A 13,949-nucleotide genomic window follows, 5' to 3' on the forward strand; every position below is an offset into this window, starting at 1 on the left:
CGCCGCGGGCCCGGCCCGCGCCGCGGCCGCCGTGGCGCGTCAGGTCACGACACGCACTGGCTCGCGCTGGGCGAGCTGTCCTGCCCGCGCGTCATCCGCACGTCGAGGCAGACCGGCTCGTCGGTGCGCACCAGCAGCCGCCGTCGGGGCGTGTCGCCGTACTCGCCGGTGTCGTCGCGGTGCCAGCTGAAGCTGTCTCCCGGCTCCATGTCGACGGGGGGCCGCCACTCGAACAGCACTCCGCGCGGCGTGCGGCTGCCCGTGAGCGAGACCGCCTCCGTCAGCTGGTCGGGCACCACGGGCTCGGGCGTCCGGGACCGGGGCGGAACGACGACGCCGGGATCCTCCTCGCGGTCGCCGCCGAGCACCAGGAACCCGACGAGCACCGCGGCCACCGCGGCGCCCACGCCGGCCCACACGAGCGCGGGCACGCCGCTCCCGCCGCCCTCGCCGTCCGCCGGCGCCGGCGCCGGGTCCTGCGCGGCGATGCGGCGGGGGCCGCTCGCCGAGATGACCGTCACCGGCTTCATCGCGGTCGCGTCCTCGGGGACGACGGGTACCTCCGGTGGCGCCACGGCGGCGTCGGGCCGGTCGCCCTCCACCGCGACGGCGGTCCGGGGCCAGCCGGCCGCCGCCTCGATCCGCTGCAGGGCGCGGGCCAGCTCCAGGGCGCTGGCGGGTCGGTGCTCGGGCCGCTTGGCCAGGCACTGCTGCAGCAGCCGGTCGAGCGCGGGCGGCACGTCGGGGCGCTGGGTGGCCGGGGGAGCGGCATGCAGGATGCGCGCGCTGAGCGCCCGGGTGGAGTTGTCGCCGGAGGGGATGGAGAAGGGCGACCGGCCCACCAGCAGGTGCCAGATGGTGGCGCCGAGGGAGTAGACGTCCGAGGCGACCGAGCCGTTGGAGCGGCCGTCGAGGAGCTCCGGCGGCGACCACGGGTAGGAGATCCGGACGTCGTTGTCGCCCTCGACGTCGGCGATGTGGCCGGCGATGCCGAAGTCGGTCAGGGCCGGCTCGTGGTAGGTGGTGACGAGGACGTTGCTGGGCTTGATGTCGCGGTGCAGGATCCCGGACCGGTGCGCGGTCTCGATCGCGCTGGCGAGCTTGATGCCGGTGGACACCGCGTCGACGGGCGCCATCGGGTTCGACCGCACCCGCACGCCGAGGTCCGGCGGGGGGCAGTAGCGCATGACGAGGAACGGACGACCGCCCTCGGCGGTCACGCCGGCCGTGATGACCGAGACGATGTAGGGGTGGTCGGCCAGCCGTGCCATCGCGTTGGCCTCGGCCGTGAAGAGGTACTTCTCACGGTCGGTGAGCGGCACGTCGGGGCGCACGACCTTCACGGCCACGCGCTGGCGCGGCCACTGCTGCTCGTAGAGGAACACGTCGGCGAAGCCGCCGCTGCCCAGGTGCTCGACGAACGTGAACCCGGGGATGACGGGGGCGCTCACCGGGCGACCGCCCCCGTCTCGAAGCGCACGGCGTAGACCTGGGCCATGTCGAGGACCGTGCCCGGCTCCAGGACGTACGCGTCGCCCGGCCGCATCCGCTGGGGCTCGCGCCCGGGCGGTGCGATGGTGGTGCCGCCACGGCTCTCGAGGTCGCGCGCGACGACGTCCCAGCCATCGAGCTCGACCTGGAGGTGGCGGCGGGAGACGAAGGAGTGGTCGGCCGGCAGGTGGACCAGGTGCGGCCAGTCGGTGCTGCCCTCCGGGGGCGCGGGCTTGCGACCCAGGATCACCCCCCGGTCGAGCGGCACCACCTCGCCGGTGGGCAGGCGGAGCCCCCCGAGCGAGGGACGCTCGACCCGGCGCGGTTCCTGGGGTGCGACCCGCTGGTGGCACACGCGGCACTGCGGCGCGGCCGGCGGGGTGAGGTGCCCGTGCGGGCAGCTGACCGCCAGCACCGTCGGGGCCGTGCTGTGCGCGAGGTGCGCCGGGCGCGTCGACGCCGGCCCCACCCCGTCGCCGGCCGCGCCGGCGGCCGGTGCGGTGTGCGGGGCGGACGCCGGTCGGATCGTGGCGTGCGTGCCCTCCTCGATGCGCTCCACCAGCAGCGGGTCGGGCTCGGCGGTGTCGGGAAGGGCGCCGGTGTCCTCCACGCGCCGGCGGACCCGGTTGCGGGGAGGTGGGCCGTCGGGCCCCTTGGCCGCCAGGATCGAGGCCGGGATGCCGTCGATGAGGGCCCCCGCGGGCGCGGGCGGCTCGGAGGCGCGCGCGTGCTGCACGGGCGCAGCAGTGCGGAGGGACACCGGCTCGAGCTCCACGCGGCCGGCTGCGACGACTCCGCCCACCAGGCGTCGCAGGGGAGCCACGCCGTCGGGGTCCGCGCCGGCGTCGATGCTCAGCACCCGCACCGGCCCGGCGAGGCGGACGTGGCCGGTGCCGCGCGAGAGCGTGGTGGACGCCCCGGAGGTGAAGTCGACCAGGGCCAGGCCCGGCGGGTCGCCCTCGAAGGCCTTCTCGACGACCGCCAGCACGCGCTCGGCGACGCTCGCGCCGGAGGGCGCGGTCAGCGACACGACGTCCCAGATCTCCTGCACCACCCGCTCGTCAACGGGGTCGCTCAGCAGCACCCAGTGGGCGCCGCTGCCGATGAGCACGCCCGACCCGGCGGCGTAGCGCGCCTCCACGATCACCGCCGACCCCCCTCGTCCACGCCCACCGCTCCATCATCACCCATGACGGCAGACGGGTGCACACGGTTCGGACTTGTCGAAAACTTGTCGCAAGTTCCGGGACATACTTACCCTCCAGTGGGTGACTGCGGTGGGCGCAGGCCATCCGTGGGGGTCAAGGGGGACCGGCGTGGGACGTGCGACTGCTCTGCGTCGCCACCGGGCGGGCATCGCCTCGGGCGTCGCGCTGGCGATCGCCTGCACCGCCGTGGTCGTCCAGGCGCTCGGCGCCCAGGGCTACAAGAAGCACGAGGCCGACCTCAACGACGGCGGGGTGTGGGTCGTCAACGGCAGGAAGGGCTGGTCCGGCCGGCTCAACAAGCCGATCAACCAGCTCGACGGCGTCGTGCCCAACCAGGACGGCAAGGCGCGCCTCGACGTCGTCCAGGACGGCGCGGCCGTCGTCACCCTCAACGCCGACGCCAGCCGCGGGCAGGCCCTGGAGACGAGCCGCCTGGAGGCGCAGGACGGTGGCGCCGCGGCCGTCCCGGTCTCCGGCGACGTGCGGATGGCCGGGGGGACGCTCGCCACCGCCGACGCCGAGACCGGTGACCTCTGGGCGGTGCGCTACGACCCGCAGGTCGGCAAGCCGGTGATGACCGCGGTGGACCGGCAGACCGACCCGCTCGCGACGGCGGGCGAGGGCGCCGCCCTCGCCGTCAGCCAGTCCGGCACGATCGTCGCCACCTCGACCGAGGAGGGCACCCTCACGACGGTGCCGCCCGAGGGAACCGGGTTCGGCAAGCCGCGGACCCGTGACCTGCCCGCCGACGCCGGCCGGGTCTCCGAGGTCACCACCGTCGGCGACCGCGTCGTCACGCTCGACAGCGACGCCGGCGTGCTCGGTGTGCTCGACGGTGCCACGGCGTCCGTCCCGCCCGGCAGTCGGCTCCAGCAGGCCGGCCCGTCCTACGACGCCGTGCTGGTCGGCGCGCCCGACGGGTTGCTGAGCGTCGACCTCGAGTCCGGCGACGTCACCACCGTCTCCGACATGGCAGGCACGCCCGCGGCTCCCGTACGCCTCGGCGCCTGCGTCTACGGCGCGTGGTCCGGCGGACTGGGCGCCGTCGCGGTGCAGTGCGGCTCGGAGGAGGTGAACGAGGACCCGCTGGGCGGCGACGCCACCAGCCTGGCGTTCCGCGTCAACCGCGGGGAGATCGTGCTCAACGACGCCAACAGCGGCACCGTCTGGGACGTCCAGCAGGACCGACCGGTCGAGATCGACAACTGGGAGGCGTTCACGTCGAAGAAGAAGGACGACGAGGACGACGACGAGAACGAGAACCAGACCGAGGCGGATCGCCGCCCGCCCCGGGCGAAGCCCGACTCCTACGGCGTCCGTGCGGGCCGCACGACCGTCCTGCACCCGCTCGACAACGACTCGGCCCCCGACGGGCGCCTGCTGAGCATCGTCGACGTCGACCAGCCCTCGGGCGGCGCTCGCGTGGAGATCAGCCCCGACGGCCAGACGCTCGTCCTGCAGATGCCCGACGACGCCCGCCCCACGCGGTTCGACTACTTCATCGACGACGGCCGCAACGGCGCCTCGGCGCACGCCGCGATCGACGTGACCGTGCGGGGCACCGGGCAGAACGAGCCGCCGACGCTGCGCGAGGGCTACGAGAAGCCCACCTACAAGGTGCCGCACGGCGGCGCGCTCGCCGTACCGGTGCTCTCGGACTGGCGCGACGACAGCGACGGCGACACGCTGCTGCTGGACTCGGCCCAGGCGGTCGGGGGCGAGGAGTCGGGTGCGCGCGCCCGTACGACGGCCGACGGGCGGATCCGCTTCTCGGCGCCGACGGGACCGGCCGACGGCGCGCAGCTGGTCCGGGTCGAGCTGGCCGTGACCGACGGCCGCTCGGCACCGGTGCGCACGTCGATGAGCTTCCAGGTGCAGGCGCCGAAGGACCAGACGTCGTTCGCGCCCAGCGCGGAGCCCGACGTCGTGCGCGGCGAGGTCGGCAAGCCGATCAAGATCCGTCCCCTGCTCAACGACCTGCCGGGGTCGGACCCCAACGACACCGACGCCGAGCTCGCGCTCGGCGGCAAGGTGCCCCAGCAGCCGGGGGCGAGGATCGTCTCCGACCTCGACTCCGGCCAGATCACCTTCACCGGCGACCGGGCCGGCACCTACTTCCTCAGCTACGACGCGGGCTACGGCAACGCGCCGCTCGACCAGGGCACCATCCGGGTCGACGTGAAGCCGCGGCCCAAGCGCGCGGCCGACCCGATCGCGATGCCCGACACCCTGACGGTCTACGGCCAGGCACCCGGCACCGTCGACGTGCTCGCCAACGACCTCGATCCTGCCGGCGGGCTGCTGGTGGTCCAACGAGCGGCGGGGGACCGGCCCGGGCAGCTCGACGTCGCCATCGTCGACGGCCGCTGGCTGCGGATCTCGGCGGTCCAGCCGACACTCGCTCCCGCCACCCAGACGGTGTCGTACACCATCAGCAACGGCACCAGCACGGGAGTGCGTGGCGAGGTCGTGGTCACCCAGCGTCCCGCCCCGGCCGACAACACGCCGATCACCGTCTCCGACCGGGTCGTGGTCCGCGCCGGCGCGTCGGTGTCGGTGCCCGTGCTCGACAACGACGTGTCGCCGGCCGGCGACCGGCTGACGCTGCTGAACGACCTCGTCGAGAGCCAGACCCCCGGCCAGCTCGACGTCGCCGCGCCGATCGACGTGACCGGCGACCTCGGCAGCGCGTTCGTGTCCGGCAGGGTGGTCCGCTACGTCGCTCCCGAGGCGATCGAGGACCGCGACACCTACACCATCACCTACGTCGCCCAGAACCTGGAGGGCAAGCGGGCCCCGGGCACGCTCAAGGTCACGATCGTCCCCGCGGACGACCCCAACGACCCGCCCGAGCCCCCGACGCTGGAGGGGCGGGTGGTGTCCGCCGACTCCGTGAAGATCCGCGTCCCGAGCGTGGGCGTGGACCGCAACGGCGACCCGGTCACCGTCACCGGCATCACCTCCGCGCCGCGCCTGGGCCGCATCGTGGCGGTGGGCGGCAACTTCCTGGAGTACCAGGCCTACCCCCGCACGGTCGGCACCGACGAGTTCACCTACTCGGTGGTCGACTCGCAGGGCGCCTTCGCGACCGGCACGGTGCGGGTCGCCGTGGTGGCGCCCGGCCAGCCGCAGCCGCCCCTGGCCGTCGAGGACCGGCTCACCGTCGAGCCCGGCCGCACGGCGACCTTCGACCCGTTGGCCAACGACTTCATCGCGGCGGGCGACGCGGTCGAGGTCGAGCTGCTCGACGCCCCCGGCGGTGCCACGCTGGACCCCGAGACCAACCTGGTGACGGTGCCGGCGCCGGACGCGGCGGACGCGCCGCCCACGGTGCTGGTCTACCGGGTCACCAACGGGCTCGACGAGTCTCGCTCGACGATGACCCTGACGACCGCCCCGGACCACAACAACCCGCCGGTCGTCCACGACGCGTTCGGCCGGGCCGACGACAGCGGCAGCGTGGTGGTCGACGTGCTCGAGGGTGCCTACGACCCTGACGGTGACGCGGCCGACCTCGCGGTCGCCGAGGTGTCCGGGGACGACTCGGCCCGGGTGGTCGACGGCGTCCAGGTGAGGGCCGACCGCGGCGAGGCCCCGAAGGTGCTGCCGTTCGTGGTGCGCGACGCCGACGGCGCCACGGCCGCCGCGTCGGTCTACATCCCGCCGACGGGCAACGGCCTGCCCTACGTCCTGCCCGACGCGCTCATCGAGCTCGACTCCGGCGGCAGCACCAGCGGCAAGGTCTCCGACTACGTCGCCGCGCCCGACGGCGCCCAGGTGCGGCTGGCGTCCGGGCGCCGGTCGTGGTCGGCGTCGCCGTCGGCGCTCGTCGCCGGCCCCGACGGGGACAACCGCTTCACCCTCTCGGCGTCGCCCGGCTTCCGCGGCCCGGGCGCGCTCCTGGTGGAGGTGACGACCGCGAGGGACGCCAGCGGCAACGAGGACGCCACGACCGTCGACGACGGCGTGACGGCGCTGCTCTCGATCCCGGTGCAGGTCGGTGACGACACCCCGTCGCTCGAGTGCCCGTCCACCGTCGTGCCCATCTCGGCGGGCCAGCGCGTCGACCTCGACATCGCGACCTTCTGCAAGGTCTTCACCCTCGACCCGCGCGACGCCGCCGGCCTGGCGTACTCCGCCGAGTGGAGCCAGTCCGTCGACGGGGTCGACGCCGGCGGTGTCGAGGGCTCCGTCGTCGCGATCAGCGCGGCCGACACCGCCACCCAGGGCGGAGAGGCCGTGCTGGCCGTCCGGGCGGGGGAGAGCAACACCGAGGAGGTGCGGTTCCGGCTGGCGCAGGCGCCGCCGCCGCGGCTGTCGCCGATCCGCGTCGAGACGATGGAGGCGGGCCAGAGCCGGACCTACGACATCGGCGCCTACCTCCGGGCCGGGGTGGCCGAGCCCGACCCGACCATCGTGTCGGTCCAGAGCACCGGCAACCCCGGCGTCCGCGCGACGACCGAGGGGAGCCGGCTCACGCTGACCGCGGAGCGCGACACCCGAGGGGTCCGCGCGAGCTTCCGCCTGGTCGTCAGCGACGTCGCCGACTCCGACCCGCCGTCGTCGCGCACCGCGGAGGGCAGCATCCAGTTCCAGGTCATCGGCACCCCCAGCCAGCCGGGCGAGCCGCGGCCCTACCAGACCAACTCCGAGGTCGGCACCATCAAGATGTCGTGGGCCCCGCCCGACGACGACGGCGGCGCGCCGATCACCCACTACGTCGTCCGCGAGGAGCGGCGAGGCGCGACCCAGCGGTGCGACACCAACGAGTGCGTCTTCCGCAAGCTCCAGACCGGTGGGCGCTACAGCTTCCGCGTGCAGGCGGTCAACCGCGTCGGGGCCAGCGAGTGGAGCGACCTGTCCCGCTCCGCGCGGGCCGACACGGCGCCCGGGCGCGTCCAGGACATCACGATGGCCGACCGGGGCAACCAGCAGATCACCGTGGCCTGGGACCGCCCGGCGACGAGGACCTCGCAGATCCTCGACTACACGATCACCTGGGCGGGCGGCCAGGCGGTCGTGCCGGGCGACGTCACCTCCTACACGGCGACCGGTCTGGACAACAACGAGAAGTACGTCTTCACGATCAAGGCACAGAACGCGGTGGGCTACTCACCGCCGCGGCCGTCCCCGGAGATGCAGTCGCTCGGTACGCCGCCCGTCCCGGCCGCGCCCGCGGTGACCGACCTCGAGGCCGGCGCGAACCAGACCAACCTCCGCATCAGCTGGCAGCCCGTCCTGCCCGAGGGGCCGGGACCCACCGTCTACACCGTCAGCTACGCCAACGGCGCCACGTCGGGTCCCGTGCCCGGGTGCCAGCGGACGGCGTCGCTCACCTGCACGCACACCGGCGTGCCCTACGACGGCCTCGTCTACACCTACCGGGTGGTCGCGGCGAACCAGCCGCTCGGTGAGCCCGGCAACCGGTCGCAGCCCAGCGAGGGCACGTCGATCGAGGCCGTCGGTCGGCCCGCCGCGTGGGGCGCGTTCCAGGTGCGGGCGACCGGCGCCAACCAGGAGGCCGAGGTCACTTACACGGTGCCCGACTCGCGCGGCAGCACCAGCAGCGTCGGCGTCCTGGTCGGTGGACAGGTGGTGCGCGACTTCGACCAGCAGACCGGCACCAACACCGTGCGGTTCGCGACGCCCAGCAACGAGCAGCCCTACCCCGTCCAGCTGCGGGTGTGCAACGAGGACGCTCCGGTCGGCTGCACGCTGAGCGGGCAGCAAAACGTGCAGACCTACGGCCGCCTCGACGGCATGCTCGACGACGTCGGTCCCGGACGGGTGAACGGCAGGACGGTGACATGGACCATCACCGGCACCAGCAACGGCAACCCGAGCATCGTGGAGGTCCAGGTCGACGGAGGCGCCCCCGAGCTGTTCCGTCCGGGCGGGCCGGGCCGCTTCTCGTTCGAGAAGACGTACACCGCGTCGGGCTACAACCAGAACGCCACCATCTCGGTGCGCCTGTACGACGACGACCCCGGCGGCCGGGGAGAGGACCGCTCCTCCCGCACGGACCGTTCCGGCCCGCCCCCAGCGCCCGCAATCGGCGTGTCCCGAGGCGCCGCGTGCACCGACGGTGACCTGGACGCCGGCAACGACTGCTGGGACGGCCCGCCCGAGCGACCCTGCGACACCGCGTCCTGCGGGTTCGTGCACTTCAGCGTCACGTTCGCGCCCGACGCGCCCGACGCCATCTGGCGCTGCCGGTTCGACAAGTTCCCGTGGCCGTCCTCGCGGGTGGCGCAGGGTGCGGGCAGCTCCTCCGGCCAGGTGGATGCCTACTACGACGCCGGCGAGACGGTGTCGGGCCGGTGCGAGTTCTCCGCCAACTACCCGGACCAGTCCTTCAGCTTCGCCTTCCCTCCTCCGTAGCCGACGCCGCCGCCGGGCCGAGGTCCGCCGGGCCCGCACGCTCGTACCTCGCGACTCACCGACACCACCAGGAGCACCCTTGACGATCAGCCACGAACAGGCCGAGTGGTTCAGGTCGACCTTCGACCAGCTCACGGACAACATGGAGAAGGCCGTCCTCGGCAAGCGCCACGTCGTCCGTCTGGCGCTGACCTGCCTGCTCTCCGAGGGGCACATCCTGCTCGAGGACTTCCCCGGCACGGGCAAGACCATGCTGGCGCGGGCCCTCGCCAACACCGTGCAGGGCAGCCACGCGCGGATCCAGTTCACCCCGGACCTGCTGCCGTCGGACGTCACCGGCGTCACGGTCTACGACCAGCACAAGGGCACGTTCGAGTTCCACCCCGGCCCGATCTTCCACACGATCGTCCTAGCCGACGAGATCAACCGGGCCTCGCCCAAGACCCAGTCGGCGCTGCTCGAGGTGATGGAGGAGGGCCGGGTGACCGTCGACGGCGTCGCCCACCCCGTGGGCAGGCCGTTCCTCGTGATCGCCACCCAGAACCCGATCGAGCAGGCCGGCACCTACCGGCTCCCCGAGGCGCAGCTCGACCGCTTCCTGATGAAGACCTCCGTGGGCTACCCGGACCGTCAGGCCACCGTCGAGCTGCTCAACAACGCCGCCGTACGCGATCGCGCGGCGCTCGTCACGCCCGTGATCACCGCCGCCACCATCGCGCAGATGAGCGGGCTCGCCGACGACGTCTACGTCGACCCGGCGGTCATCGGCTACGTCGCCGAGCTCGCGGAGGAGTCGCGGCGCCAGCCGCACGTCAAGCTGGGTCTCTCGGCCCGCGGCTGCCTGGCCTTCGTGCGCGTCGCCAAGACGTGGGCGGCCGCGGACGGGCGCGACCACGTGGTGCCCGACGACATCAAGGACCTCGCGGAGCCGGTGCTCTCCCACCGCCTGCTCCTCGACGCCGAGGCGCAGTTCAGCGGCGTCGACGTGCAGACGGTGATCTCCCGCCTGCTCGACGCCGTCGCCCCGCCGACCGACCGCGTGGGGGTCTGACGCGTCCGATGGGCCCACAGGGATTCAGGGGGCGGCTGAACGACGCGCTCGAGGTGGTCAAGCCGATCGGCTGGCTGGTCGTCGGCCTCGGCCTGGGCGCGCTCCTCGTCGCCGTCTTCACGCTGTGGCGCGAGCTGGCGGTCCTGGGCACCGCGTGCCTGGTGCTCGTCGCGCTGGCGCTGCCCTTCCTGGTGGGTCGCACGACGGTCTCGGTCGACCTGCGGCTGCAGCCCGAGCGGGTGGCCGCGGGGGAGTCGGTGGCGGCCGGTGTCCTGGTCGTCAACCGTGCGGCCTCCCGCCTGGTCCCCACGACCCTCGAGGTCCCGGTGGGCTCGGCCGTGCACCGCTACGGCATCAGCTCGCTGGCGCCGGGCGCCGCCCACGAGGAGTCGTTCACGATCCGCACGGAGCGGCGGGGGGTGATCGCGGTGGGGCCGGCGATGACCCGGCGCGGCGACCCGGTCGGCATCTTCTCGCGCGACGTCGTCTGGACGCCGGTCCGGGAGGTGCTGGTGCGTCCGCACCTGGTGCCGATGGAGTCCCTCGGCGCCGGCCTGCTGCGCGACCTCGAAGGCGTCTCGACCGACGCCGTGAGCCAGAGCGACCTCGCCTTCCACGCCCTGCGCGAGTACGTCCCCGGCGACGACCTGCGCCACATCCACTGGCGCTCGTCGGCCAAGGTGATGGCCTCCACCGGCGAGTCCGCGCTGCTGGTGCGCCAGTACCTCGACACCCGCCGCAGCCACGCCACCATCGTGGTCGACGACCGGCTGGCGTCGTGGGCCGACCCGGAGGACTTCGAGACCGCGATGGCCGTCGCCGCCTCCATCGCCGTGCGGGCGGTGCTCGACGAGTTCGACGTGTCCTTCGTCTGCGGCCGCCACGCCTCGTCCGGCTCCGACGGGCACCTGGCCCTCGACGCGGTCTGCCGCGCCGACTTCGGCGACCGCGGCCTGGTGGAGTCCGGCCGGCAGGCCACCGTGCTGGCACCCGACACGAGCCTGGCGTTCTTCGTGGGCGGCAGCGAGTCGCCGTTCACCGACATGCTGCGCTGCGCCGCGGCGTTCCCGCCCGAGGTGCGTCGCTTCGGCATCGTGGTCGACCCCGCCGGCAACAGCCGCGTCACCGAGACCGGCGGCCTGCCGGTCCTCCACCTCGCCGCCAAGGACGACCTCGGCGGCCTCCTCCGGTGGAGCGTCCGGTGAGCCCCCGTCCGGGCGCGCGCCGGAGCCCCGGCGGCCCCGGCGGCCCCGGTGGCACGTCGCCCTCCGTGACCGGCACCCGCACCCGCGTACGGCCCCACGCGCTGCTGCCCGACCGGCACTCGTGGACCGACATCGCCTTCACCCTCGCCCTGGCCGGGGTGGCCCTCACCGCGTTCGGCACGTCGTTCACCGGGGTGGGCTACCTCGTCGTCGGCATGGCGGGGGTGGTCATCGCGGTGGTGGTCACGCACCTCACCCGCGCAGCGGGGTGGCCGGTCGTCTCGTCCGTCGTGATCTGCCTGGCCCTGTTCTTCCTGCTGGGCGGTCCGCTGTGCCTGCGCTCGCTCGGCGACACCTACGCCCTGCCCGGTGGTGCGACGCTGGCGCGCCTCGCCGACCAGGCGGTCTTCGGCTGGAAGGACCTGCTCACCACGCTGCCGCCGGTCGACGGCGACGGGCCGCTGCTGGTGCTCCCGTGGCTGGCGGGGATGCTCGCCGGTCTCATGGGCCTGAGCCTGGCGCACCTGCCGGTGCGGCGCGCCTGGCTGGCCGCGATGCTCCCCGTCGTCGGCATGACGGTCGTGCTGTCCGGCGCCATCCTGCTCGGCGTCCGCCACCCCCAGTCGCTGCTCGTGCAGGGCTCGGTGTTCACCGGCCTGGCGCTCGCGTGGCTGGCGGTCCGGGCCCGCCGGGCCAGTGCCACCGTGCACGGCGGGGCCACGTCGTACGTCAGGGGCGTCGGGGCGGTGGCCATGCTCGCCGCGGCCGCCGGCATCGCCTACCCGGCGAGCGCGATCTTCACCGAGGACGACACCGAGCGCGCCGTCGCGCGCAACTGGGTGGAGCCGCCCTTCGACATCGGGCGATACCCCTCGCCGCTCGCCGGCTTCCGCAAGTACGTCGACCTCAAGGGCAGGACCGACGCCACCAACGTCTACGACAAGGCGCTGCTCGACGTCGAGGGGGTCCCGGCCGGCACGCGGGTCCGGTTCGCCACGATGGACCGCTACGACGGCATGGTGTGGGGGGCGAGCGACGACGCGCTGCCGGGTCCGGCCGACGACTCCTTCCAGCGGGTGTCGTCGACCATCGACAACCCCGTCGAGGGCGAGGCGGTCGACGTCACCGTGACCCTCGGCGAGGGGTGGAGGGGCGTGTGGCTGCCGACCGTCGGCGCCCTGCAGTCCATGCAGTTCGAGACCAGCGACGCCCGGACCAAGGCGGAGGTGTTCCGCTACAACCTCGCCACGTCGACGGCGGTCGTCCCGACCGGCATGCAGCCCGGGGACCGCTACTCCTTCACGGCGGTGCGACCCGACGACGAGCTGACCGACGAGACCGTCGGCTCCTCCGAGCTCGCGCCCCTGCCGAGCGGGGCGACCTTCATCCAGGGACCGACCGAGAAGTGGACCGAGGACGCGGGCCCCGACCCGATGGACCGTGTCCTGGCCGCCGCCGAACACCTGCGCACGCAGGGCAGGTACTCCGACGGCGTGGGTCGCACCGAGCGCATCTACGTGGCCGGACACAGCGTGTGGCGCCTCTCCGACGAGTTCGTCAACGCCCCGCAGATGGTCGGCAACGACGAGCAGTACGCCGCGACCATGGCCCTCGTCGCCAACGGCATCGGCGTCCCCGCACGGGTCGTGCTCGGCGCGGTCGTGCCGGAGGACGGCACGGTCATGGGCAAGCACGTGTCCGCGTGGGTGGAGCTGCGCGCCGCCGACGGCTCGTGGAAGACGCTGCCCACCGAGGCGTTCATGTCGACGACGCCGCCGGCCGAGCAGATGCCCGAGACCAACACACCGATGTCGGGGACGGTGATCCCGCCGCCGAACCCGATCCCGCCGCCGTCCGACGCGGGGGAGCAGAGCGACGCCGACCTCAAGGAGCGCAAGGCGACCCGCAAGAAGGCCGACGAGGACGAGGAGAGCCTCATCCCGGGCGTGCCGTCCTGGCTCGGTGTCGTCCTGGGCTACGTCGGCGTGCCCGTGCTCCTCGTCGCGCTGGTCCTCGGCGGCATCGTCGGGCTCAAGGCGTTGCGTCGCCACCGTCGTCGCAGCGCCGGCTCGCCGTCGGCACGCTTCGTCGGCGCCTGGCGAGAGCTCGTGGACCACGCCCGCGACCTGGGGCAGGTCGTCCCACTGGGCCCGACCGTCACCCGTCGCGAGCAGTCGGTGGGCATCGTCTCCGGCCAGGCCGGGGCGCTCGCCCGCCGGGCGGACAGCTTCGTGTTCGGCCCGCGCACGCCGGAGGCGGGCGCCGCGAGGTCCTACTGGGAGCAGGTGGACGCCGAGCGGCGCGCGATGTCGCAGGAGGTGGGGCGCTGGCAGCGCGTCCGCGCCGCGATCAGCCTGCGCTCGCTGCGACGCACCTCGCCCGGGGCGGTGCGCGGCCGGCGCCCCGACGCCCGCCCGGAGGCCGGCGCCGCCGCGACGGACGCCGCGGCCCCCGCGACCGGGCGTGTCGTGCCGACCGCGCGGCGTTCGCGCCGGGTTCGCTGATTGGCGTTCTCGCAGGTCGCCTGACTAGACTGGCTCGTCGGCCCAACGTGGGCTGTGTGTCGTGGTGCCTCGCGGCTGCCCGGATCTCGTGCGACTCGTCCCTGACGTG

General features: G+C 74.0%; 6 protein-coding genes. 4 read left to right on the forward strand and 2 right to left on the reverse strand.

Annotation, left to right across the window (positions count from 1 at the left end; genetic code table 11):
* Nucleotides 1–44: 44 nt before the first annotated feature.
* Together J3P32_RS11840 and J3P32_RS18510 are read right to left on the reverse strand one after the other, a co-directional pair.
* The gene (locus J3P32_RS11840; protein WP_210439939.1) at nucleotides 45–1,451 is read right to left on the reverse strand and encodes a serine/threonine-protein kinase; all 1,407 of its coding nucleotides are present in this window, start codon (nucleotides 1,449–1,451) and stop codon (nucleotides 45–47) included.
* Nucleotides 1,448–2,638 (reverse strand): FHA domain-containing protein, encoded by a 1,191-nt coding sequence (locus J3P32_RS18510; protein WP_210439940.1) that lies wholly within the window; start codon nucleotides 2,636–2,638, stop codon nucleotides 1,448–1,450. Before J3P32_RS18510 ends, J3P32_RS11840 begins: the two co-directional genes overlap by 4 nt.
* 169 nt (nucleotides 2,639–2,807) lie before the next feature.
* Here J3P32_RS18510 and J3P32_RS11850 point away from each other — a divergent pair, with 169 nt between their 5' ends.
* The 4 genes from J3P32_RS11850 to J3P32_RS11865 all read left to right on the forward strand — a co-directional run bounded on the left by J3P32_RS11850 (nucleotide 2,808) and on the right by J3P32_RS11865 (nucleotide 13,840).
* Complete coding sequence (locus tag J3P32_RS11850) at nucleotides 2,808–9,080, forward strand: Ig-like domain-containing protein (protein WP_210439941.1); 6,273 nt, start codon at nucleotides 2,808–2,810, stop codon at nucleotides 9,078–9,080.
* A 79-nt stretch (nucleotides 9,081–9,159) separates the two neighbouring features.
* Nucleotides 9,160–10,131 (forward strand): AAA family ATPase, encoded by a 972-nt coding sequence (locus tag J3P32_RS11855; RefSeq protein ID WP_210439942.1) that lies wholly within the window; start codon nucleotides 9,160–9,162, stop codon nucleotides 10,129–10,131.
* 8 nt (nucleotides 10,132–10,139) lie between these two features.
* Entirely contained in the window at nucleotides 10,140–11,336 is a 1,197-nt protein-coding gene (locus J3P32_RS11860) for a DUF58 domain-containing protein (protein ID WP_210439943.1), read from the forward strand.
* Complete coding sequence (locus tag J3P32_RS11865) at nucleotides 11,333–13,840, forward strand: transglutaminase-like domain-containing protein (protein WP_210439944.1); 2,508 nt, start codon at nucleotides 11,333–11,335, stop codon at nucleotides 13,838–13,840. Before J3P32_RS11860 ends, J3P32_RS11865 begins: the two co-directional genes overlap by 4 nt.
* The last annotated feature ends 109 nt before the right edge of the window (nucleotides 13,841–13,949 follow it).

The sequence above is a fragment of the Nocardioides xinjiangensis genome, assembly GCF_017916385.1.
Taxonomy (GTDB): Bacteria; Actinomycetota; Actinomycetes; order Propionibacteriales; family Nocardioidaceae; genus Nocardioides; species Nocardioides xinjiangensis.

Coding starts and splice junctions, on each gene's coding strand:
- J3P32_RS11860 (WP_210439943.1), top strand. CDS start 10,140: ATGGGCCCACAGGGATTCAGGGGGCGGCTGAACGACGCGCTCGAGGTG.